The organism is Streptococcus oralis (genome assembly GCF_001579175.1).
Taxonomy (GTDB): Bacteria; Bacillota; Bacilli; order Lactobacillales; family Streptococcaceae; genus Streptococcus; species Streptococcus oralis_O.
The window spans coordinates 31182-52645 of sequence record NZ_KQ970762.1; the positions used below are offsets into that span (position 1 = coordinate 31182).

Here is a 21464-nt window from a genome sequence, read left to right on the forward strand (position 1 = left end):
CACAGAGCTGGTTTTTCATGTCTAATTGTCTGTTTCTACGAATCGTCCGAGGATGTGGACATTTTCGGATACAGAGACAAAGGCTGTCGGATCGACCTGTTTCATGATGTGTTTAAAATCATTAAACTCTGCTCGCGTGATAACAGTGATCAAGACTGCTTTTCTCTCATGATTATAGGTTCCTTCTGCATCGTGGATCATGGTAGCGCCGCGGTGCAATTTTTTATGAATTTTTGCAATTACCTTGTCAGGATTATTGGTTACAATCATAGCCTGCATGCGTTTTTGCTTGGTAAAGACTGCATCTGTCACACGGCTCGATACAAAAATCGTAATCATGGAGTAAAGGGCGTATTTCCAACCAAAGGTTAGACCTGCTATCAGCATAATCATCCCATTTACCAAGAAAGAAATACTACCAACATTCTTACCCGTTTTCTTTCGAATAGTCAGACTGACAATATCTGTACCACCGCTAGAAATATTGTTACGGAGCGCAAAACCAATCCCCAAGCCCATGACAACACCCCCAAAAAGGGCATTGATGATGGGATCCTCTGTCAAGGTCACAACTGGCACAAGCTGGATAAAGAGGGAACTCATGGATACTGTGATAAAGGTAAAGATTGTAAACTTATGCCCAATCTGATACCAAGCCAAAATCATCAACGGAAAATTGATAGCATAAAAGGTTAGCGATATCGGAATATAAAAACCAAACCAGTGATTACTCAAAGCAGAGATAATCTGTGCCAGACCCGTCGCACCACTGGAGTAAACGTGCCCTGGTTGAAAAAAGAAATTGACTGCTACTGCTGACAAAAATCCATAGACTAGAGAAGCCGAGATTTTCTCATCATATTTTTCCCGAGAGATACTTTGTAAAACTCGTAAGATTTTTATCTGATAAGCAAAGCGGCGCAGATAATAGCGCCACCGCTTAATTCGTTTTGCTTGTTTCATCTTCTTCTACTTGTAAGCTGAGTTCCTCTAGTTGTTTGAGAGCGACTGTTGATGGAGCTTGTGTCATTGGGTCGGTTGCCTTGTTATTCTTAGGGAAGGCAATGACTTCACGGATATTTTCTTCTCCTGCTAAGAGCATTACAAATCGGTCAAGTCCGATAGCCAAACCACCGTGTGGTGGGAAACCATAGTCCATAGCCTCAAGAAGGAAACCAAACTGGTCATTGGCTTCTTCAGCTGAGAAACCAAGAGCCTTAAACATGCGTTCTTGAAGGTCTTTTTGGTTGATACGAAGACTACCACCACCAAGCTCATAGCCGTTCAAGACGATATCGTAAGCAATGGCACGAACCTTAACTAAATCACCTTCTAATTCGTGAGCTGTTTCTTCCTGTGGAAGGGTAAATGGATGGTGGGCGCTCATGTAGCGGCCTTCTTCTTCAGACCATTCAAACATTGGCCAATCAACCACCCAAAGGAAGTTGAACTTATCGTTATCAATCAAACCAAGCTCTTTGGCAATACGGCCACGAAGGGCACCTAGTGTTGCATTCGCCACTTCAAGCGTATCCGCCACAAAGAGAACCAAATCCTTGTCTTCAAGAGCAAGTGCTGCTGTCAATTCTCCTTGGATACCCGTCAAAAACTTGGCAACCGGTCCGTTTAATTCTCCCTCAGCAACCTTAACCCAAGCAAGACCTTTGGCACCGTACTGCTTGGCTACTTCGGTCATCTTGTCAATATCTTTACGTGAATAGTTGTCCGCAGCCCCTTTGACCACAATGGCTTTAACTGCTGGTGCTTCTGAAAAGACTTTGAAGTCGACACCTTTGACCACTTCTGTCAAGTCTTGAAGCAACATGTCAAAACGGGTATCAGGTTTGTCAGAACCATAAAGGGCCATGGCTTCATCGTACTTCATACGTGGGAAGGGAAGCGTTACTTCAATCCCTTTTGTTTCCTTCATTACACGCGCAATCAAGCCTTCTGTAATATCTTGGATTTCTTGCTCCGTAAGGAAGGAAGTTTCCAAGTCGACCTGGGTAAACTCAGGCTGACGGTCTCCACGCAAGTCCTCATCACGGAAACATTTAACGATTTGATAGTAACGGTCAAAACCAGCATTCATCAAGAGCTGTTTTGTAATCTGCGGACTTTGAGGAAGGGCGTAAAAATGCCCTTTATTGACACGAGATGGCACCAAATAGTCACGCGCCCCTTCTGGCGTTGACTTAGAAAGGAATGGTGTCTCCACATCGATAAACTCCAACTCATCCAAGTAGTTACGGATAGAGTGGGTCACCTTGGCACGAAGCTTAAGGTTTTCTAGCATTTCTGGACGACGAAGATCAAGGTAACGGTAACGCAAACGTGTATCATCGTTTGCCTCAATCCCATCCTTAATCTCAAAAGGCGTTGTTTTGGCTGTATTAAGCACCGTCAAAGCTGTCGCGTTCAATTCAACCGCACCAGTCGGCAATTTATCATTGGCTTGCTCACGCGCAGCGACTTGCCCAGTCACCTCGATGACAAATTCGCTACGAAGGCTTTCAGCTGTTGCCATGATCTCTGCAGATACTTTTTCAGGGTTGATAACCAACTGCATGATCCCTTCACGGTCACGAAGGTCGATAAAAATCAAACCACCAAGGTCACGACGACGCCCAACCCATCCTTTCAGGGTAATTTCTTGTCCGATATGTTCCTCACGAACACGACCAGCATACATACTACGTTTCATGTTTTCTCTCCTCTTTTATTCTGTTACTATTTTACCATAAAAGCGCAGGCTCTTCATGAAAATCAGCAGAAAAGTTTGATTGTCTTTAGAAATCAAAACGAACAGACAAAAAATCCGATGAAAACGTCATCGGATTCTCTGATTATGATTCTTAACCTTTTTTACGCTTTTCAGCAATCTCAGCTGCCTTTTTAGGTAGAACAATCTCCGTCGCATAAGCCGAAGCAAAACGCAAGACACCTGCAATAGGCGCAAAGACAACTGCTAGATAGTTGTAAAAGAAATCGCCTTTAAAGGCATAGGCAAGTGCCCCGATGATAAAGAAGAGAACAACCGCCTGTATCACTGCTAATAAAATTACTCGTTTCATGTGACCTCCTGACTCTATTATAGCATGAGTATCATCAAAAAGCCGATTAAATTATTCAAAGCGTGTAAAGAAATGCTGTAAAGAAGGCCTTTTCGGCTCACATAAGCCAGACCCAAACTCAATCCCAGACTAGCATAGACTAAAAACTGTTGCAAAGTCCCTGGAAAATGAATCAAGGCAAAGAGCACACTCGATACAAGGAGAAACAGAGCTGTCTGTTTGCTATTGTCCTGCTTAGGAAAGAGATAGCGCGCCAAGATTCCTCTAAAGATGAGTTCTTCCGTCAGAGGAGCAAAGACTACCACCATAAAGAAACCAAAGACAGGCTGAGCAACTGTCAGTTGTGATACGATTTGTTGATTGACCGACGGATCATCTGGCAAATAGAACTGGGCTGTAATCGCCACTAGCAAAACCAGGGTTGGCAACCAAATATAACGATTAAAAGCCGTCGTCTGGATGCTAACCTTTTCTGTCTGATACCATCTGTAAACTCCATAAACATAGGCCCCTGACAGAACGATATAAAGTGGCAAGACTCCAAAGATTGAAGCCCCTAGTTCAAGAGCTGACAGAGCCATACTCTGAATCAGACCATAGCCAAAGAAAAAGGATAGAACAGCTAGAAGAAACCAGCCAAGGTTTTTAAGTAAGTTCATATAGGCCTCCTATTTCCCTTTATAACTATTTTTCAATACGAAGAGACTAGCTAATCCTAGCAAAAGAATCCATGCTAGCAAGAGAGCAAGACTTCTCAAAGATAACTCTCCACCACCTTCTTTTAACAGACTTACCAAAGGACCAATGAAAGAATAGTCCAACAGTTTTTGAGCAGTTGCATTTTGAATGGCAAGAACGGGCAAGAAAGAAAAAATCAGCATAGGAAAAATGCTATAGACTTGCGCCTTCGACTGAGTATCTGATACTGCACCGATAAAAATATTAAGAAAGATCATACTGATAGTTGCCAAAATCAGATAGAGACTATAGGCAAGCAAGTAGTTTGTCAAATCCACTTTAAGATAGAGAGGTAGAAAAACCATAGAAAGAAGCATCACGAGAAGAGGAAGAGCCATCATACTAAGAGTATACTCCGTTGCTGTCACACCACTTAGGATGAGTGATTTAAGATTGCGCTTTTCCTTATCTTCTGCAATCATAATCGATACCATATAACCACTTCCCATGCTCAAGACCATCGTCAAACTCGTAGAGAGGAGGAACATACTCAATTCTCCATTCTTATTTAAGAATTCATTTTGTAGAATAGTTATTCCAAAAGGCAGCAATAGAGTCGCCAATAAAGTTGAATTACTAATAATAACTTGTAATCTTAACCATAGTAGGGCATTTAATTTTCTAAACATCTAACTTTTCTCCTGTCAATCTGATAAAGATCTCTTCTAAAGTCGGCTCACAAGAGTGAACCATCATCAAATCTGTCGTGTCTAAATGTGGCAATTCTTCAAATGGAACTATCTGTTCTCGTCCATCGTTATAAACCACACGTACTTTCTTATCCACATGGTACTTCTGGATAATATCTTGCGGACTTCCATACTCTATTAAATTACCCTTATTTAAAAGAGATAAGCGATCACAAAGCAGAGTTGCTTCATTCATATCATGCGTGGTCAGAAAGATAGTTGTCCCCGCCTGCTTTAATTCTTGAAGTAGGCTATGAATCATCTTGGATGTTGTAGGGTCTAAGCCACTGGTTGGCTCATCTAGAAAGAGAATCTTAGGAGCATTTAGAAGAGCACGAGCCAAGAACATTCGCTGTTTCATACCTGTAGATAGTTTTTCGGCAATAAGATTTTTGGCATCTGATAACCCAACTTGATCAAGCACTGTATCTACTCTAGAAGCTTTAAGTCCGTATAACTTAGCATAGATGAGAAGATTTTTATAAAGACTCATCTTTTCATAAAAACCACTGCCATCACTAACAATCCCGATTTGTTCTAAATCATTTGAGGTTAAATCTTGAGAATTCTTGCCTAACAAAACTGTTTTACCTTGATCTGCAGCTAACTGCCCCGTCAGAACATTGATCATGGTTGTTTTACCTGAACCTGAAGGTCCTAGGAAGCCAAAAATTTCACCCTCTTGAATCTCGAAAGAAAGCTGCTGCAGAGCTTTCTTGCTTCCAAAACTTTTGCTTACATTTTCAACACGAATCATAGGAACTCCTTTATTTGAAATAACGTTTTACCATAGGTAATTGCATCACATTGATATAAATATGGATCGCTACTACAAGCAAGAAAGCTAGCAGCTGAATCTCACCTGTCAGAAAAGAAATGATAAGAAGAAAAATATATAAGGCTGGTAAGACATATTGGTGTAATTGGAATAAAATTCGAAAACTCTGTTCCAAATTAGCCTGACGCTCCCCTTCATCATGAGAATTTATATAGTCCAAAACATCCTTTGGTGTAGAGAAAAATGCCAAATCAAACTGACGAACAATCGCAATGGTCTTATAAAAATATTTTTGAACGATTAAGAATCCCACAAAGAGTAAGAAAGAAAGGAAAAATGTTTGATGGCTCGTATGCAATATAATCACTTCATTTAATGAGATAAAAATAGCCAATGGAATCGCTACACCTGTAATATTAAAAGCAACTGTCCCAAACTCAAGATTACGATTCATTTGCACATAATAGGTTTCATTCAGATTATCATCCATTTCCTCTTGATACAAGGAGTGAAATGTTCTGCTTTTCTTTAAGAAATTGAAAGTCAAAAGAATGCCAATGAAACCTAACAGTAAACAAATAGCTGATATCCATGGTATCAAGACTTTTACATCTAAAATAATTCCGTTGGATTCGGCAACAGCCTTAAACATCCCTACAAACACGCCCAAGAAACATCCCAAGACAACAGACATTAAAAATAACAATACACGTTTATTTTTCATATTCATCTTCTTTCTAAACTAAACCAATCCAACTAACCATTGACCAAAAGCTTTCCCTGATTCGAAGATAGCGGTCAAGCCTTCTGTTCCAAGTGACACCAAAATCAAACAAACAGCAAGTAAGAGAATAGCTTGGTTTCTAGCTTTTTTTGCTCCATCCCCCAAGGGTTCATTGCCAAGCCAACCTGCTAGATAGGCATAGAGAGTTACTGTTATAATACCAATCTCCGTAGAAGAGAGAAACAAGAAGACTGTCACCAAACGAACGATATTGGCTTGAATGTTAAAATAATTTCCTAAACCTGCACAAACACCCGCAAGTTCTTTGTGCTCAGTATCGACTTGAAAACCCGCTAAAAACTCTTTCATAACTTTTCTCCTTTTAGGATCTCTTTAAACTTTATCTTTCTCTCTACCCATCTAAAGACTAATAGTAAAACTATGTTAATCCAGAAGAGGTATTTACTTTCAACAATTGTAAACCAACCAAATAGGCTTCCAATCATAGCTAAAAGATTTACGATAAACACAACTATAGATAGATAATAAATCACTTTATACTTGTTCATCACTCATCCTCCTCTATACGAAATACCGATTCGACTGTTTCGTTAAATATCTGCGAAATCTTCAGGGCAATCACAACCGACGGGGTGTATTCGTCCCGTTCTAGTAAGCTAATGGTCTGTCTGGAAACTCCTGCCAACTTGGCCAGTTCCGTTTGATTGAGACCATCGCGAGCTCGAAGCTCTTTTAAACGATTTTTAAGCATTCCTTTCTCCTTTTCTCTTAACTTGCTTATATTGTAACACATCTTTTTATTTTTGACAAGCATATTTGTCAAAAAGTTTAACATTTTTGTCATTTTGCAAAAGAAAAAGGTCAGGAATAAGATCCTGACCAGTTTTTCTACTATTAAAACCCTAGTTTTTCAAATACTTCTGAAAAGTTTTGGCTGACAGCATCAAGTGACACTTGAACTTCTTCTCGGGTTTGGTTGTTCTTGACCGTTACTTGTCCGCTTTCGACTTCACTCTCTCCTAGGGTAATGAGGGTCTTAGCCGCAAAGACATCGGCTGACTTGAATTGAGCTTTGAGTTTACGGTTGAGGTAATCACGCTCTGCTTTGAATCCTTGTTGGCGAAGGGCTTGTACCAATTCCAAGGCCTTGACATTTGCTCCTTCACCCAAGACTGCGATATAGACATCTAGGGCATTTTCGATAGGGAGAGCCACACCTTGCTTTTCAAGGATAAGAAGCAGGCGCTCTACACCAAGTCCAAAACCAAATCCAGCAGTCTCAGGACCACCAAAATAGGCAACTAAGCCATCATAGCGACCACCCGCACAGACTGTCAATTCATTGTCCTCGATTTCAGTGATGAACTCGAAAATTGTGTGGTTGTAGTAGTCCAGACCACGCACCATATTGGTATCAATGATGTAGTCTACACCCAGATTTTCCAACATCTGACGCACAGCATCAAAGTGAGCTTGGCTTTCTTCATCAAGGAAGTCCAAGATAGAAGGTGCATTCTCCACTGCCACCTTGTCTTCTTTTTCCTTAGAGTCCAAGACACGAAGAGGATTTTCCTCCAAGCGACGTTGGCTATCCTTAGACAAGGTCTCCTTGAGCGGTGTCAAATAGTCAATCAAGGCTTGACGGTAAGCCGCACGGCTCTCAGGATTTCCAAGAGTGTTGAGATGTAGTTTGACACCTTGGATGCCGATTTCTTTCAAGAAATGAGCTGCCATAGCGATAGTTTCCACATCGGTAGCTGGATTGCTTGAGCCAAAACACTCAACACCAATCTGGTGGAACTGACGCAAACGACCTGCCTGTGGACGCTCATAACGGAACATAGGGCCCATGTAATAGAACTTACTTGGCTTTTGCACTTCTGGTGCGAAGAGTTTATTTTCCACATAGGAACGGACAACGGGCGCAGTTCCTTCTGGACGAAGGGTGATATGGCGGTCACCCTTGTCGTAAAAATCGTACATTTCCTTGGTCACGATATCGGTCGTGTCCCCTACAGAACGGCTGATGACCTCGTAATGCTCAAAAATAGGCGTGCGCACTTCTGCGTAATTATAGCGCTTGAAAATTTCACGGGCAAAGCCCTCAACGTACTGCCATTTGGCAGACTCAGCAGGTAAAATATCCTGCGTTCCTTTTGGTTTTTGTAATTTCATAGGGTATCCTCTTTAAACTTAATAGTCTTATTTTACCATAAATAGAGGGATTAAAACAGTATGAAAAAATCAGGATTTAGATGTCATTTTTGAGATTAAGAATTGTCAAAAAAATAGCTAGCAAGGAAAGGCCAACAAATAGCATCCACGTCAACTGTATATTCCATACGGCTACAAGTGAAAAACAAGCTGTTCCCACAGGTATGGATAAGGTAAACAATAAACCTAAAAAATTACTGGTACGAGCTAAAACCTCCGGAGCTAGATTTTTCATGAGCATGGCACTAATCTTTGGTGAAACTTTACCAGACACATACAGAGTTAAAAAGAGAAATAGCAAACCAAGTACGACTTGATTGAATACATTCGCCAAACCAACTAGACAGAGTCCTACGGTCGCCCACATCATCAATCTAGGCAAGGACTGCTTCCCAAAATAATCATTGCCCGTAAGGCTACTGATGATGACTGCTACTAAAACACAGGCTTGATTGATAAATAGCGCCTCTGTATAAGAAAAATTCAAGAGAGAATGGCTCAAAAAGAAGATATTATAAATTCCACCCAAAGCGCCACCCAAGGCATTGATAAGCAAGACAGCAAAGAGCATAAAACCAAAGTTTTTCTGTCCACTTTTAAGAAAAACGAGGCGTAAATTTCGATAAATTGTTAGGAACTGCTCTTTGATAGATAGCTTCTCATTTTTTAGTGATTCACCATCAGGAGATGAAATCGACAGGCTTAATTTGCTTTTTCCTAAAAAGAGAATAGAGGCTGATACTAGGAAAAAACAGGCATTGATTCCCGCAACGAGGGAAAAATTGTTAACCGATAGCCCTAAAAGCCAGACTCCGAAAGCTTGACCACCAATAGCTGAAATATAGGTGATGAACTGGGAAAAAGAATAAGCCTCCATCAAATCATTTTCAGCCACTTTTTCCTTAATGAGAGGCATGCGCAAACCACCAGCAAAATCACTGATGATATCACTAATGACATTAATCAAACACAGGCTAGAAAAGGCAAATAAACTAGCTTGCTGGACAACTAAAGCTGCTAGAAAAAACAAAACCGCCTGAAACAAACCGCTATAGACCATCCATTTGACCTTGTCCCTCGTATAATCTGCCCGAATCCCTACAAAAACTGTAAAGAGGGTCGGAAGAATCATGACAATATTCGCCATAGCAACCGCAAAAGATGCTTGTGGCAAGGTCGATGCATAGACGATAAATACCAGGTTAAAAATCGAAGCACCAAAAGCATTGAAGAATCGTGACAAAGTCAACAGTCGATAAGCTTGATTTCTAAACAATAATTTCATAGATAATCTCCCTTCCTGTTCTAATCCCTATATGAAGTATGACTATAGTATAGCACTTAGAAATTTAAGAGGGAGAACTTTTGAATATATGCAACAAATAAAAAAACGATAGAACTTCTTTAATGGCCTGAGAGAGATCAGGAGTTCTATCGCTTCAAATTTTAAATTATTTTCTTACCTTGCAGATATTCAAGCATCAGTCGTTTTTCTATAGTATTCGGCAGATTTGTTACAGCCAAGCATCTCAAAAATACGGACAGCATCTTCCATCTTTTTTTGTCCTTCCTTAACTCTGCCTTGCTTGCTATCAAGGAGACCTTCCGCCCACAAATAGACAATTCGGAAATAGGTCTCGTTTTCCTTGTAGAAATGCTCTTTGATGACACCTTTAAAATAATAGGCATTGGTAAATTCTTCACACTCAATGCTAGCTAAAAAACCATTCAATAGCATAGTATGAAAAAGGTTTCGGTTGCCCTTCGTCTCCATTAGAAAATCAGATTTTCGGACCATTTCTCGTACATATCTAGTAAAAAGAGGAACAGATAAGAGTGGGGAACTAACTGAGAACAAATTAAGTTCATAGTTCCCCCCAAATCTCGGTAGAAAACAGGTAATCATGAAGGACTTCCCCTTCCTCTCTTGTCAACTCTACCGTTTCATCCATGCTCTTCATATAAGACTTGATCATAATGGCATTTAGAATATGTTTTTGTTTGTTTTGAGAATTAGCATACTTTTGATACTCCTTGCGATACAAGTCCTCGAGAGGTGCTATGTTCTTTGGGTCCAAGATATCTGTGATTTCTTTTCTCAACTCAGAATCTGTATCATACTGAAAACCTCTCGCCAGAAAGAGGATTTCCTCTACACTGGCAGATATATTTTCTAGGGCAAACAGAAATTTTCCCACCGAAAGTTCACTCTGACCTGTTTCAAATCGGGACAACATGGACGGCGAAAATTGTCCACCAGTTGCTTGTCTCAGCGAGATATTTCTTGACTCTCGTAATTGTCTAAAGACTTTTCCAATCTGCTCCATAGACTTCCCCTTAATTGAGTATTTTCTTCATTTTATCATATTTTTCAGAAAATTCATCAAAAACTTGCCAAATTGTCAGAATTATGAGAAAATAGAGGATATTTATCACGTGGAGGGACTGTTATGAGAGACGATATCAAAATCAATGACCGCGCTTTGGCCTTACAAGACCAAATTATCGAAAAACTAGAGAAGGTTTTTGACACAGATGTGGAATTGGATGTTTACAATCTAGGGTTGATTTATGAAATCAATCTGGACGAAACAGGTCTCTGCAAGATTGTCATGACCTTCACCGACACTGCCTGCGATTGTGCAGAAAGCTTACCTATCGAAATCGTGGCAGGTCTGAAACAAATCGAGGGTATCGAAGATGTCAAGGTTGAAGTTACCTGGTCGCCTGCCTGGAAGATTACACGAATCAGTCGCTACGGCCGCATTGCCCTTGGACTGCCACCTCGTTAATACTCTTCAAAAATCTCTTCAAACCACGTCAGCGTCGGCTTGTCGTACTCAAGTACTGCCTGCGCCTAGCTTTCTAGTTTGCTCTTTGATTTTTATTGAGTATAAGCAGGCAAATCACTTTTGAAGATGAAAAGAAGCAAGCCGAAGTTGTCTTGCTTTTTGAGTTTATTTTTTACCTGACTTGTCCATATTCCAGAAGTCTGTCACGGCTCCGCGAGAAGCGGATGATACGATGTGGGCATATTTACCGAGGACACCACGGCTGTAAAGTGGTGGTAAGGTTGTTTCTGCCTTGCGTTTTTCAAGTTCTTCTTCGGATACGGCCATGGAAATTTCTTTGGTATCTTGGTCAACCGTAACGATATCACCTGTACGGAGGTAGGCAATCGGTCCACCATCCTGAGCTTCAGGAGCGATATGTCCGACAACCAGACCATAAGTACCACCAGAGAAACGGCCATCCGTCAAGAGAGCAACCTTGTCTCCTTGACCTTTACCAACAATCATGGATGAAAGGGACAGCATCTCAGGCATACCAGGACCACCCTTAGGTCCCACGAAACGAACAACGACTACATCGCCATCAACGATTTCATCTGTCAGAACGGCCTGAATCGCATCTTCTTCTGAGTCAAAGACCTTAGCTGGTCCAACGTGACGACGCACTTTCACACCTGATACTTTAGCAACCGCGCCATCAGGGGCAAGGTTCCCATTCAAGATGATAAGCGGACCGTCTGCACGTTTTGGATTTTCAAGTGGCATAATGACTTTTTGACCTGGTGTAAGGTCTGCAAAATCAGCCAAGTTTTCAGCGACTGTCTTACCAGTACATGTGATACGGTCTCCATGAAGGAAGCCATTTGCCAAGAGGTATTTCATAACCGCAGGGACACCACCGACTTCGTAGAGGTCTTGGAAGACATACTGACCAGATGGTTTCAAGTCAGCCAAGTGAGGCACACGTTCTTGGATCGTATTGAAGTCCTCAAGTGACAAGTCAACATTTGCGGCGTGGGCAATGGCAAGCAAGTGAAGAGTGGCATTTGTAGAACCACCGAGAGCCATAGTTACAGTAATGGCATCTTCAAAGGCTTCACGAGTCAAGATATCTGATGGTTTGAGACCAAGCTCCAGCATCTTAACAACAGCACGTCCTGCCGCTTCGATATCTTCTTTCTTGTCAGCGGATTCAGCAGGGTGAGATGAAGATCCTGGCAAACTCATACCGAGCACTTCGATAGCAGTCGCCATGGTATTAGCAGTGTACATACCGCCACAGCCACCAGGGCCAGGGCAGGCATTACATTCAAGACGTTTCACGTCCTCAGCTGTCATGTCACCGTGGTTCCATTTTCCGATACCCTCAAAGACAGAAACCAAGTCAATATCTTTACCATCAAGATTTCCGGGTGCAATAGTCCCACCATAGGCGAAAATAGCTGGGATATCCATATTAGCAATGGCAATCATAGAACCAGGCATGTTCTTGTCACAACCACCGATGGCGACAAAGGCATCGACGTTGTGACCACCCATAGCCGCCTCGATTGAGTCTGCGATGATATCACGAGATGTCAAAGAGAAACGCATACCAGGCGTTCCCATGGCAATCCCGTCCGCTACGGTAATGGTTCCAAACTGTACCGGCCAAGCACCTGCCGATTTGACACCTTCTTTCGCCAATTTCCCGAAATCATGCAAGTGAATGTTACATGGTGTATTTTCCGCCCAAGTCGAAATCACTCCCACAATCGGTGTTTCAAAGTCCTTATCTGTCATACCAGTCGCACGAAGCATAGCACGGTTTGGTGATTTAACCATGCTGTCATAAATGCTACTGCGGTGACGTGTATCTAATTCAGTCATCTTATCCCTCCCATTTCAGTTTTTACTATTATAGCACATTTTAAAGGCAATGAACAGAAGAAAATTCTTGAATTTTCAGAAAATTCTATACAGTAATATTTTCTTTAATAATGTTACATTTATTTCTTGACTTTATAAATTAAAGTGATATCATTTAGATATCATATAACAGGAGGTCATTCTTATGACTGAAAAACTCATCAACTCAAAACCAAATGGTGTATTCGCATTGATTCTCATTGAATTGACACTCGTACTTGGTATCTTTATATTTATAATGGGTGCTGGTTCGGAAAACATTTTTGGAATTATTATCGGACTTTTATTAAGCTTAATTACAGCACTAGCTCATGCTGGTTTAAAAGTTGTCAAACCTCAGGAAGCCCTGGTTCTGACACTCTTTGGTAACTATACAGGTACCATCAAAGAACCTGGTTTTTACTTTGTCAATCCTTTTAGCATAGCAGTCAACCCTGCAAACCACACTCGACTTGGTCAAAGTGGAGATGTTAGCACAAAATCTCCTTTTTCGGGAATGAAATCATCAAATGGCAATGATGTAAATCTTGAAATTGGCAAGAAACAGATTTCCCTCAAGGTTATGACCTTGAGCAATTCCCGTCAAAAGATTAACGATTGCTTAGGTAACCCTGTTGAAATTGGAATTGCGGTAACTTGGAGAGTTGTCGATACCGCTAAGGCAGTCTTCAACGTTGATAACTACAAGGAATATCTCTCTTTGCAGTGTGATAGCGCCCTTCGTAATATTGTCCGCATCTATCCTTACGATGTGTCTCCTAATGTAGATACTACAGGGGATGGACAAGCAGATGAAGGAAGTCTCCGTGGTTCTAGTGAGATTGTAGCTAACCGTATTCGTGAAGAGATTCAAAGTCGCGTAGAGGACGCTGGCTTGGAAATCCTTGAAGCACGTATTACTTACCTAGCTTATGCACCAGAAATTGCTGCTGTCATGCTTCAACGTCAACAAGCATCTGCTATTATCGATGCCCGTAAGATGATTGTAGACGGTGCTGTAGGAATGGTTGAAATGGCACTAGAACGACTCAATGAAGGGGAATTGGTAGAACTTGACGAAGAACGAAAAGCTGCCATGGTTTCAAATCTCTTAGTCGTTCTCTGTGGCAATCATGATGCACAACCAATTGTCAACGCAGGAAGTCTTTACTAAAGATGGCTGAAGCTAAAAAAAAGCAGATCCCCCTTCGACTCTCAACAAAGTTATACGCTGCACTCGCATCATGGGCAGAAGACGACTTTCGTTCAGTCAATGGGCAAATCGAATATCTCCTAACAGAATGTGTCAAACAACGAAAGAAAGATGGAAAATACGTATCAGAAACCATTGATGAACCATTTGAGATTGATATTTAACACCTTCTCCTGTCTGCTGAGTCGGACGGGAGAATTTTTTCATCTTTTTTTGTCAAGTAACTTTACTTTACAAAAAAAATGTGTTATTCTAATATGGTTGATGAAAATCAGTAGATTGAATCGAATTTAAATACCTAAAGGAGAAATCAAAATGGCAGTACCTGCACGTCGCACTTCAAAAGCGAAGAAAAACAAACGTCGTACACACTACAAAGTAACAGCTCCATCTGTAAACTTTGACGAAACTACTGGAGATTACTCACGTTCTCACCGCGTATCACTTAAAGGATACTACAAAGGACGTAAAATCGCTAAAGCTGCATCAGCTGAATAATAGAAGGGAGATACCATGCGCGTAAATATCACACTTGAACACAAAGAATCTGGTGAACGCTTGTACCTTACTTCTAAAAACAAACGTAACACTCCAGACCGTCTTCAATTGAAGAAATACTCACCAAAACTTCGCAAACACGTTGTGTTTACAGAAGTGAAGTAAGCATTCAATACGAATCAATACAGAAGAAAAACGCTGATTTGAACTGCACCTCAAAAGTTAGACAGAAAAATCTAACTTAACTTGGGGTGTTTTATTATAATGAAATTAATTTTATCGAAAGCAAAGTTAAAGGAATGGAGTAATTTTAAATGGTGAACGGTCAATCAACCAATAGTTTAATGAGGCATATAAGAAATAACCATGGAATTACTATATATGGTTCTAAACATAAAAAATATTTACTTAGAATGGGTTATTACCATGGCTATAAAGGATATCGTTTTTATAGATCTAGGCAAAATTTATTCAACTTTAGTAACTTTGATGAAATTGTAGCTATTTATAACTTTGACACCGCCTTAAAAGATTTATTATTCTCGCCTTTAGTCTCTTGTGAAACACATATTAAAAATTATATTTTAGATGAACTGGTAAGTAATAGTGATCCAATATTTGAAGGCATATATATTAACAAATTGACCGATTGTATGCATTTTGCTTCTAATCAGAGAACGGATATGCTCAAAAAACGTTTGAATCTTCAAAAAAATGTTCATACGAGTATTCATATGAATTACAATAAAAATAAAATGGTCACTAATAAAATTAATTCGGGAGCTCAGATCCCTTTGTGGATAGTATTTGAAATTTTATCATTTGGGAAACTTGGAGATTTCGTTGAGCAAATGCATAGAGATTACCGAAAAAATGTACTTAATATACTTGGAATCTATGATGTTATGGATACCAATGCAAGTCATCTGACAAATCATATATTTATTTTAAACGAATTGAGAAATGCGATCGCACATAATCATATTATTTTTGATACTCGTTTTAAGAAACGTAACATTAATCGAACACTATTAAATGATATGAGTTTAAAATATAGAATTTCAAATATAAGGTTTAATTCTATTGTAGATTATTTTATGCTTATAGTTATGTACTTAAAGGGATTTGGTTATTCAAAAACAGAATTAAGAAGATTAATCAGAGATTTTGAACAGATTGTGGATAATTTAGATAATGAAATTCCAAAGAGTGAATTTCATAGAATTCTTGGAACAGATATATATCGTAAAATAAATAGTATTAGTAGTTATGTGTGATTTTTTATTTATTCTACTTGACAAAAGCTGAGATAAAGTGATATAATTCCTTTATTGATTGCAGTATAGATTATTAGAGACTATACTAGATGACTTCTGAATTTATTTCAGAAGTCATTTTTTTGTATTTTTAAAATCTTGAGTATACAATATAAGTGCACAAAAAACCTTAGATTTATTTCTATGTGCTTAGTTATATAGTTGCTTAGTTTAAAACAAGCAACTATATTACTGATACGGAACCATTTGAGCTAATTGCTCGACAACAATCTGTATAAACTTCGATAAAATCATATCCTCCATGTAAAGCAATGCTTTTGGCTTTATCGAGCCCACCAGGTAATGTCTCTCCTCGTTTATAATGCTCAATGATTTCTCCAACTAAGTCTAGGGTGTGCGCTTCATAAGGTGCTCCTAAATAACATTTTGCTACAAAACCTAGGAGAATTCCATTAATATCCACATCTGGGAATTCTGACTTAATTGTATTAATAATTTCATTTACTTCTTTTTTATTATGAACATGTCCACCTGCATCTAGTTGATGAATAGCATCCATATATTCTTTAGATCGTGATTTTCTTAGAAGCCTATCTAAACTCAATTTATCTATCTGTGGTTGTTTTAAGTTAGAAGTCATGATATGGCTTGCTTGTGTTTGTTTTTTGGATTGATATGGATTTAATATTGGTTTAGGCATCTATTTTTCTCCTAATTGTGTTATAAGTTATATTTTGAAATTTAAGATTCCTTTTAATGGTACTCTCAGAATAGATCTTCATTTAAGGAATTATAAAAATGGACACGAAACTGAGATTACAGTTACCGTGTCCAAATAATGAACTTATTAAACAAGTACTTTTCTTGTTTTAAGTCCACTTTGTTTATGAACAAGTCCCTCTCCACCGATTGGTTTTCCAGATGCAGGAACAGCTCTTTCTTTCCCCCAATCTCTAATAGCCTCAATTTTTTCTGGGCTAGTTTGAGAGAGTGGGACTACATTATTGAAAGCATTCATGATATTCTCTTCGTTGAGAATAAAATTGTTATTAGCGATAGCTCGGTAAGCTAAATCTCTAACTGTCGATTCTAAGTCCGCACCAGTGAAACCATCACTTATTTGAATGATATTATCAGCAAACTTTCCTTCAAATTCTAGACTTAAGTATTTTTTAAAATACAAAGCAAGTATTTCTTTACGCTCATCTGCAGTAGGTAAATCAACAAAGAATAACTCATCAAACCTTCCTCGACGGAGAAGTTCTGATGGAAGCATAGACACATCATTAGCTGTTGCAACTACAAAAACTTGTTTTTTGCATTCTTGCATCCAGAATAAGAATTGACCAACCATACGAGTAGATACACCGCCATCATTAGCGCCTCCAGTAGCTCCTGACAGTCCTTTTTCTATTTCATCAATCCATAAAATACATGGAGATACATTCTCAGCGGTAGTTAGAGCATCTTTGAGTTGCTGTTCAGACTGACCTACATAACTTCCTTGAACCGTTGCAAAATCTAAACGATATAATGGAAGTTTCCAGTTAGCGGAAATTGATTTAGCAGATAAAGATTTTCCGCATCCAGGGACACCTACTAGGAGTATTCCTCTAGGTGGTTGCAATCCTTTCTCACGTAACATATCTTTCTTTTCGGGAGTTAGTAGTTCTTTCTTTTCATTAAGCCACTTCCTTAATCCTTCAAGTCCTCCGACATCCTTTACAGAATCATCTACAACGATTTTTTCTAGACCAGAGATATCAGAGAATAGGCGATCTTTTGCAAATCTTATCTCATCTAAATCAGATTTTCTTATGCACTTATTTGCAATCAAAGCAGCGATAACGTTCTCCGCCTCAATTCTAGTTACCCCATTGAGAGCTGCTGCAGCTTCTCGAATATCGGAGTTGTCCCATTCAATCTGGATATCGTTTCTATAGTCGTCAATGTATTCTTGAATTATTGAGTACATTTCCTCTTCGTTAGGTAAATCTATTTTTACTGTCATACCTTGCCGTTGAAGTTGATTCCAAATAGGGGTGTTGGTAAAAACTATTACAACGCCTCCAGTTTCATTGGCTAGATTGACCAGTGCTAAGACTTGTTTAGAATCGCTATTTTCATTACTAAGATCCGGAACTTCTGTCAGTACAATAGTTTGGTATTGTTTCTTTTGCATTTGGTCCGTCATGTAATCTATTGCACCATAAATAGATTTATCATCGTTAACATTCTTACCAGAACTAAGATCATACACACCTTTGGTGAGAGTATGTACGTTGAACGGAAGTTGTAATTCTTCAGATATTTCCTTTAACATATCTAATGTTCTACTTGGCTCAATGGTATTGATAGCAATAAAAGGAATTCTTGCAAGTGAATATCTCGTAAGAAGTTCTTTGCTTTTTACTATATTGCTCATTTACTGTTCACCTTTATTTAAAAAAGAATTAATTTTATGATTTCTAATAATACTTGACATTTTCCCGCTTCGGTCCTGTTTTGCAGATTCTTCTAAAGATTTTTGCATACTATTAGCTTGTTCTATAACGAGATTTAGGTAGTGTTGTCGCTCTTTATCCGGAATTACAGGAAGATTGATTGCTTCAGCTAAGAACGTCATTTCTTTTCTCAAAGAAAGAATTGCTTGAATAATAGCTCCCTCATATCCTTGGGATTTTAGTAAATCATTTTGAAACTTATCTGAAGCTACATTCATACGGTAATTAACAGCGTCAATTAACTTTGTAGAGAAACGTTCTGCCACACCGTATTGCCATTCGATAGTTCCAGATTTCATCATTTTTAAAACTGTTTCATCATCATCTTTGTTTTTAAAAACAGTTAAGACGTTTACCCATTCTGCATATGTTTGTGGTTTATTCATTATTTTTGCCGTTTCCTTCTGACTAGCAATTGTGGGGGCACAATATCCCATGAAGGGAGTCCCTCAGCAAATACGCTCATAGGTTCTTCAGTGATATCTTCTTCAGTATTAATGCTCTTAAATGGAGTGGTGTTATTAGATGATAGCTTACTATCGCCTTTATATTTTTCATCCATGTCAATTACCTCCTCAAATTTTAATCTTTCTATTAGATGATGCCAACTTGTTTACATATTGTTCAGGTCTTATTTGTTCTAGGAAATCAAGAACTTTAGTGCTTTCAGCATCTTTCTCTGCGAATTCAATTCTAAAGTCTACAATTTCAGCTAGAGTAGCTCTTATAATTTGTTCACCATTCACTCTTTTATTCTCGTATTGTTCTTCAATTTTCTTGCGATTCGTTTCAATGTTTTCAATATTAGATTTATGCTTAAGAACCATAACAATCCCTGCTATAATAGCTATTAAACCTAAGAAAATATTCCCAAAAATCATCATTAAACCGATTACTCCGATAGCTATACCACCATACAAAAGGAATTTATCAAATAAACTTGGGAAGTAGTTTGACAAAGTTTGTTCTTTTTCAGAGTCAATCTGAGAATTGAATTTTTCAATCAACTCGTTTTCGTTTTGGCCATCTGTTGATTTATCATTAAAAGTATCCACATTAATTTCAATTTCGTAAGGAATCTTCATGCGATTTTTTGCAGTAACGTCATTATAAGCGTTTGTTACCCAATCACGAGAAAGAGCCAGTGCAAATTTTTGGGTTGATATACTTGAGTGAGAAGATTCGGGTTTCATTGCTGCATCGGTAAGCAACTGGGTGAAGTCTTTATGGGTTTCAAATGCAGTCACCTCAATATCCATGTTTTGATGAGCACGGTTGTCATCTCCTCCAAAGTCAACCACAAACTGCTCGAATTTTTCTTGTTTTCGAAGAGCTAGTTCCTCGTTATCAAAATCAGTCACAAGTGTATCTAAAATATCATCTAATTGTTCTTTGATGCTTTCTGTAGACCCTTTTTTCTCAAAAATATCAGTTAGATAGTTTAATATTTGTTCATGGAGATGAGCACCTTCTAAAATATCCTCTAGAACAGGCCAACTATTACTATATTTTCTTAGGTTAGGGTATAAATCTTCATCTAGTTCTCTTCTTTTTAAGTTAATGGCTTCGGACCATTGTTCTGTTTGCTGTTCAGTAAAACCAGGTTTTTCTTCAAGTCGACTGAGCCATTCATTCATTTGACGTGAGATGACTCCTTCGGTATCAGCTCCCAAGAGTCCACTCGCAAAAGCATCTAAGATAATTATAGAATTTCTGTCGAGATTTTCTTCATCTTGATTAGCTAGATAACGTTGAGTCCACTTAAGGCATGCGTTCTTTCTGTTAGCTCTTCTACAAATTAAGGCAAAGAAAAGGGAGGTTTTTTCATCGTTTCGTTTAATCCCTTCCTTGACTGCTTTTTCAGCTAACTCAGGTTGATTATTTATCCATGCTGCTAATGCAACCAAGCATGGAGCAAGCCAGTAGCCTGGAGTTGATATCATTAGTTCTTCTGTTGCAGTACTGATTGTTTCTTTTTTGACAATTCCTAAATCATCAGCTTGTAAAATCCCTGTGGTAGTACGACGAACAATATCATAATGTCCATATTTCTTCTCAATTTCCTGACGGATTTTTACGAGTCGAGTTTCAGCTTGTCCTAATCTATTAGCTTTTTGTTGGATATTCACAAATTCATGAAATTCTTGTGCTAAACTACCAATTTCATCATAAACGATTTGAAGATTTTCGTTTGCTACATCAACTCTAGCATCAATTGTTCGTAATCCTTCATGGATAGAGCGCAAACTATTCTCGATTTCACGAAGATCAGCTTGATGTATTATTCTTTCAGCCATAATATCCCCCTTGTTAATGATTTCTAAATTAATTAGAAAAAATTTTGACTAATTTTCTAATTAAACTATCCTATAATCATTTTAATTTTTTCCTTATAGAAAAAGAATATCATAATTATTTTATTAATTCAACTTACCATAAGAAAGAAGCGAAAGTATTTGATTCGCGCTGACTTTATAGTTACTCGATAGGTATTTTTGGTATATAGAAATCGATTATCGTATCAATGAAGCTCTAGCGCTTAGCTGGTCCGATATTGATCTAGAGAATGCAACCATTAGCATTACAAATACACTAAACCATCTAGGGCAAATCAATAGCCCAAAATCAAAGTCTAGCTATCGTGATATCGATATAGATCAAGCGACTGTTAGTATGCTGAAGCAGTGCAAACATAGACAAGTACAATAAGCTTGGCAACTTGGGCGGTCTGAAACTGTAGTATTTTCTGACTTTATTCATGAATACCCCAATAATCGAACCTTACATACTAGGTTAAGAACCCACTTTAAACGGGCAAAGGTAACTAATATAGGCTTTCATGGTTTTCGCCATACTCACGCTAGTCTCTTGCTTAACTCTGGAATACCTTACAAGGAACTTCAGCACCGTTTAGGACATTCCCAATTATCTATGACCATGGATATATATAGTCACCTCTCAAAAGAGAATACAAAAAAAGCAGTTTCATTCTATGAAACTGCACTAAAAAGTTTATAACTGAACAAATAACTGAACAAACCCAGAAATCACTCTT

24 protein-coding genes and 2 pseudogenes are annotated in these 21464 nt (G+C 38.6%); 7 read left to right on the forward strand and 19 right to left on the reverse strand.

Translation table 11 applies throughout. The annotated features are described in order from the left end of the window. Window positions 1–21: 21 nt before the first annotated feature. From SORDD24_RS09530 to SORDD24_RS09590, 13 genes and pseudogenes are all read right to left on the reverse strand, one after another. Window positions 22–963 (reverse strand): YitT family protein, encoded by a 942-nt coding sequence (locus SORDD24_RS09530; protein ID WP_061409878.1) that lies wholly within the window; start codon window positions 961–963, stop codon window positions 22–24. Then, window positions 941–2704, reverse strand: a complete 1764-nt coding sequence (aspS, locus tag SORDD24_RS09535; protein ID WP_061409880.1) for an aspartate--tRNA ligase — start codon at window positions 2702–2704, stop codon at window positions 941–943. The genes SORDD24_RS09530 and aspS overlap by 23 nt, the downstream gene beginning before the upstream one ends. Window positions 2705–2855: 151 nt before the next feature. Next, a complete protein-coding gene (locus SORDD24_RS09540; protein ID WP_000832176.1) occupies window positions 2856–3074 on the reverse strand; it encodes a hypothetical protein in 219 nt (72 codons plus the stop codon). Window positions 3075–3091: 17 nt separating this feature from the next. After that, entirely contained in the window at window positions 3092–3733 is a 642-nt protein-coding gene (locus SORDD24_RS09545) for a CPBP family intramembrane glutamic endopeptidase (protein ID WP_061409882.1), read from the reverse strand. Between the two features lie 9 nt (window positions 3734–3742). Continuing rightward, entirely contained in the window at window positions 3743–4441 is a 699-nt protein-coding gene (locus SORDD24_RS09550) for an ABC transporter permease (protein ID WP_061409884.1), read from the reverse strand. Further along, window positions 4434–5258 (reverse strand): ABC transporter ATP-binding protein, encoded by an 825-nt coding sequence (locus SORDD24_RS09555; protein ID WP_061409886.1) that lies wholly within the window; start codon window positions 5256–5258, stop codon window positions 4434–4436. Before SORDD24_RS09555 ends, SORDD24_RS09550 begins: the two co-directional genes overlap by 8 nt. A 10-nt stretch (window positions 5259–5268) precedes the next feature. Further along, window positions 5269–6003 carry a DUF3169 family protein gene (locus SORDD24_RS09560; protein ID WP_049538408.1) on the reverse strand — a complete coding sequence of 245 codons (735 nt, stop codon included), beginning with the start codon at window positions 6001–6003 and terminating at the stop codon, window positions 5269–5271. Window positions 6004–6021: 18 nt separating this feature from the next. Beyond that, complete coding sequence (locus SORDD24_RS09565) at window positions 6022–6372, reverse strand: PspC domain-containing protein (RefSeq protein WP_061409888.1); 351 nt, start codon at window positions 6370–6372, stop codon at window positions 6022–6024. Next, entirely contained in the window at window positions 6369–6572 is a 204-nt protein-coding gene (locus SORDD24_RS09570; RefSeq protein ID WP_036758187.1) for a hypothetical protein, read from the reverse strand. Before SORDD24_RS09570 ends, SORDD24_RS09565 begins: the two co-directional genes overlap by 4 nt. Next, window positions 6572–6775 carry a helix-turn-helix transcriptional regulator gene (locus SORDD24_RS09575; protein WP_061409890.1) on the reverse strand — a complete coding sequence of 68 codons (204 nt, stop codon included), beginning with the start codon at window positions 6773–6775 and terminating at the stop codon, window positions 6572–6574. Before SORDD24_RS09575 ends, SORDD24_RS09570 begins: the two co-directional genes overlap by 1 nt. A gap of 143 nt (window positions 6776–6918) precedes the next feature. Further along, a complete protein-coding gene (gene hisS, locus SORDD24_RS09580; protein ID WP_061409892.1) occupies window positions 6919–8199 on the reverse strand; it encodes a histidine--tRNA ligase in 1281 nt (426 codons plus the stop codon). Between the two features lie 76 nt (window positions 8200–8275). Then, entirely contained in the window at window positions 8276–9523 is a 1248-nt protein-coding gene (locus tag SORDD24_RS09585; RefSeq protein ID WP_061409895.1) for an MFS transporter, read from the reverse strand. 189 nt (window positions 9524–9712) lie between these two features. After that, window positions 9713–10565: pseudogene (locus tag SORDD24_RS09590) on the reverse strand (Rgg/GadR/MutR family transcriptional regulator). 123 nt (window positions 10566–10688) lie between these two features. Between SORDD24_RS09590 and SORDD24_RS09595 the strand changes: the two are divergent. After that, complete coding sequence (locus tag SORDD24_RS09595; RefSeq protein ID WP_001204052.1) at window positions 10689–11030, forward strand: metal-sulfur cluster assembly factor; 342 nt, start codon at window positions 10689–10691, stop codon at window positions 11028–11030. 165 nt (window positions 11031–11195) lie between these two features. Here the strand turns inward: SORDD24_RS09595 and ilvD are convergent, their stop codons facing one another. Continuing rightward, window positions 11196–12899, reverse strand: coding sequence for a dihydroxy-acid dehydratase (gene ilvD, locus SORDD24_RS09600; protein ID WP_049534874.1), 1704 nt, complete (start codon window positions 12897–12899; stop codon window positions 11196–11198). A 184-nt stretch (window positions 12900–13083) separates the two neighbouring features. On the opposite strand from ilvD, the gene SORDD24_RS09605 reads away from it, so the two are divergent. From SORDD24_RS09605 to SORDD24_RS09625, 5 genes are all read left to right on the forward strand, one after another. Further along, complete coding sequence (locus tag SORDD24_RS09605; protein WP_061409897.1) at window positions 13084–14091, forward strand: SPFH domain-containing protein; 1008 nt, start codon at window positions 13084–13086, stop codon at window positions 14089–14091. A 2-nt stretch (window positions 14092–14093) separates the two neighbouring features. Beyond that, a complete protein-coding gene (locus SORDD24_RS09610; protein WP_000796544.1) occupies window positions 14094–14294 on the forward strand; it encodes a type II toxin-antitoxin system antitoxin in 201 nt (66 codons plus the stop codon). Between the two features lie 151 nt (window positions 14295–14445). After that, window positions 14446–14628 carry a 50S ribosomal protein L32 gene (gene rpmF / locus SORDD24_RS09615; RefSeq protein WP_000290417.1) on the forward strand — a complete coding sequence of 61 codons (183 nt, stop codon included), beginning with the start codon at window positions 14446–14448 and terminating at the stop codon, window positions 14626–14628. Window positions 14629–14643: 15 nt separating this feature from the next. Further along, entirely contained in the window at window positions 14644–14793 is a 150-nt protein-coding gene (gene rpmG / locus SORDD24_RS09620; protein ID WP_001265622.1) for a 50S ribosomal protein L33, read from the forward strand. Between the two features lie 149 nt (window positions 14794–14942). After that, window positions 14943–15905 (forward strand): Abi family protein, encoded by a 963-nt coding sequence (locus SORDD24_RS09625; RefSeq protein ID WP_061409899.1) that lies wholly within the window; start codon window positions 14943–14945, stop codon window positions 15903–15905. 223 nt (window positions 15906–16128) lie between these two features. Here SORDD24_RS09625 and SORDD24_RS09630 read toward each other — a convergent pair whose 3' ends face one another. The 5 genes from SORDD24_RS09630 to SORDD24_RS09645 form a co-directional block, all read right to left on the reverse strand. Continuing rightward, window positions 16129–16605 (reverse strand): hypothetical protein, encoded by a 477-nt coding sequence (locus SORDD24_RS09630; protein WP_061409901.1) that lies wholly within the window; start codon window positions 16603–16605, stop codon window positions 16129–16131. 147 nt (window positions 16606–16752) lie between these two features. Continuing rightward, the gene (locus SORDD24_RS09635; RefSeq protein WP_061409903.1) at window positions 16753–18330 is read right to left on the reverse strand and encodes an AAA family ATPase; all 1578 of its coding nucleotides are present in this window, start codon (window positions 18328–18330) and stop codon (window positions 16753–16755) included. Next, complete coding sequence (locus SORDD24_RS09640) at window positions 18331–18795, reverse strand: hypothetical protein (RefSeq protein ID WP_038804250.1); 465 nt, start codon at window positions 18793–18795, stop codon at window positions 18331–18333. Then, window positions 18795–18971 (reverse strand): hypothetical protein, encoded by a 177-nt coding sequence (locus SORDD24_RS11375; RefSeq protein ID WP_000343799.1) that lies wholly within the window; start codon window positions 18969–18971, stop codon window positions 18795–18797. Before SORDD24_RS11375 ends, SORDD24_RS09640 begins: the two co-directional genes overlap by 1 nt. 13 nt (window positions 18972–18984) lie before the next feature. Next, the gene (locus tag SORDD24_RS09645; protein WP_061409905.1) at window positions 18985–20706 is read right to left on the reverse strand and encodes a hypothetical protein; all 1722 of its coding nucleotides are present in this window, start codon (window positions 20704–20706) and stop codon (window positions 18985–18987) included. Window positions 20707–20923: 217 nt separating this feature from the next. On the opposite strand from SORDD24_RS09645, the pseudogene SORDD24_RS11035 reads away from it, so the two are divergent. Then, a pseudogene (locus SORDD24_RS11035) lies at window positions 20924–21427 on the forward strand (site-specific integrase); the annotation flags it as partial. Between the last annotated feature and the right edge of the window lie 37 nt (window positions 21428–21464).

What these genes read in the sequence shown, in the direction of transcription:
- SORDD24_RS09530 (WP_061409878.1), bottom strand. Translation starts at nt 963, where the DNA reads ATGAAACAAGCAAAACGAATTAAGCGGTGGCGCTATTATCTGCGCCGC.
- aspS (WP_061409880.1), bottom strand. Translation starts at nt 2,704, where the DNA reads ATGAAACGTAGTATGTATGCTGGTCGTGTTCGTGAGGAACATATCGGA.
- SORDD24_RS09540 (WP_000832176.1), bottom strand. Translation starts at nt 3,074, where the DNA reads ATGAAACGAGTAATTTTATTAGCAGTGATACAGGCGGTTGTTCTCTTC.
- SORDD24_RS09545 (WP_061409882.1), bottom strand. Translation starts at nt 3,733, where the DNA reads ATGAACTTACTTAAAAACCTTGGCTGGTTTCTTCTAGCTGTTCTATCC.
- SORDD24_RS09550 (WP_061409884.1), bottom strand. Translation starts at nt 4,441, where the DNA reads ATGTTTAGAAAATTAAATGCCCTACTATGGTTAAGATTACAAGTTATT.
- SORDD24_RS09555 (WP_061409886.1), bottom strand. Translation starts at nt 5,258, where the DNA reads ATGATTCGTGTTGAAAATGTAAGCAAAAGTTTTGGAAGCAAGAAAGCT.
- SORDD24_RS09560 (WP_049538408.1), bottom strand. Translation starts at nt 6,003, where the DNA reads ATGAAAAATAAACGTGTATTGTTATTTTTAATGTCTGTTGTCTTGGGA.
- SORDD24_RS09565 (WP_061409888.1), bottom strand. Translation starts at nt 6,372, where the DNA reads ATGAAAGAGTTTTTAGCGGGTTTTCAAGTCGATACTGAGCACAAAGAA.
- SORDD24_RS09570 (WP_036758187.1), bottom strand. Translation starts at nt 6,572, where the DNA reads ATGAACAAGTATAAAGTGATTTATTATCTATCTATAGTTGTGTTTATC.
- SORDD24_RS09575 (WP_061409890.1), bottom strand. Translation starts at nt 6,775, where the DNA reads ATGCTTAAAAATCGTTTAAAAGAGCTTCGAGCTCGCGATGGTCTCAAT.
- hisS (WP_061409892.1), bottom strand. Translation starts at nt 8,199, where the DNA reads ATGAAATTACAAAAACCAAAAGGAACGCAGGATATTTTACCTGCTGAG.
- SORDD24_RS09585 (WP_061409895.1), bottom strand. Translation starts at nt 9,523, where the DNA reads ATGAAATTATTGTTTAGAAATCAAGCTTATCGACTGTTGACTTTGTCA.
- SORDD24_RS09595 (WP_001204052.1), top strand. Translation starts at nt 10,689, where the DNA reads ATGAGAGACGATATCAAAATCAATGACCGCGCTTTGGCCTTACAAGAC.
- ilvD (WP_049534874.1), bottom strand. Translation starts at nt 12,899, where the DNA reads ATGACTGAATTAGATACACGTCACCGCAGTAGCATTTATGACAGCATG.
- SORDD24_RS09605 (WP_061409897.1), top strand. Translation starts at nt 13,084, where the DNA reads ATGACTGAAAAACTCATCAACTCAAAACCAAATGGTGTATTCGCATTG.
- SORDD24_RS09610 (WP_000796544.1), top strand. Translation starts at nt 14,094, where the DNA reads ATGGCTGAAGCTAAAAAAAAGCAGATCCCCCTTCGACTCTCAACAAAG.
- rpmF (WP_000290417.1), top strand. Translation starts at nt 14,446, where the DNA reads ATGGCAGTACCTGCACGTCGCACTTCAAAAGCGAAGAAAAACAAACGT.
- rpmG (WP_001265622.1), top strand. Translation starts at nt 14,644, where the DNA reads ATGCGCGTAAATATCACACTTGAACACAAAGAATCTGGTGAACGCTTG.
- SORDD24_RS09625 (WP_061409899.1), top strand. Translation starts at nt 14,943, where the DNA reads ATGGTGAACGGTCAATCAACCAATAGTTTAATGAGGCATATAAGAAAT.
- SORDD24_RS09630 (WP_061409901.1), bottom strand. Translation starts at nt 16,605, where the DNA reads ATGCCTAAACCAATATTAAATCCATATCAATCCAAAAAACAAACACAA.
- SORDD24_RS09635 (WP_061409903.1), bottom strand. Translation starts at nt 18,330, where the DNA reads ATGAGCAATATAGTAAAAAGCAAAGAACTTCTTACGAGATATTCACTT.
- SORDD24_RS09640 (WP_038804250.1), bottom strand. Translation starts at nt 18,795, where the DNA reads ATGAATAAACCACAAACATATGCAGAATGGGTAAACGTCTTAACTGTT.
- SORDD24_RS11375 (WP_000343799.1), bottom strand. Translation starts at nt 18,971, where the DNA reads ATGGATGAAAAATATAAAGGCGATAGTAAGCTATCATCTAATAACACC.
- SORDD24_RS09645 (WP_061409905.1), bottom strand. Translation starts at nt 20,706, where the DNA reads ATGGCTGAAAGAATAATACATCAAGCTGATCTTCGTGAAATCGAGAAT.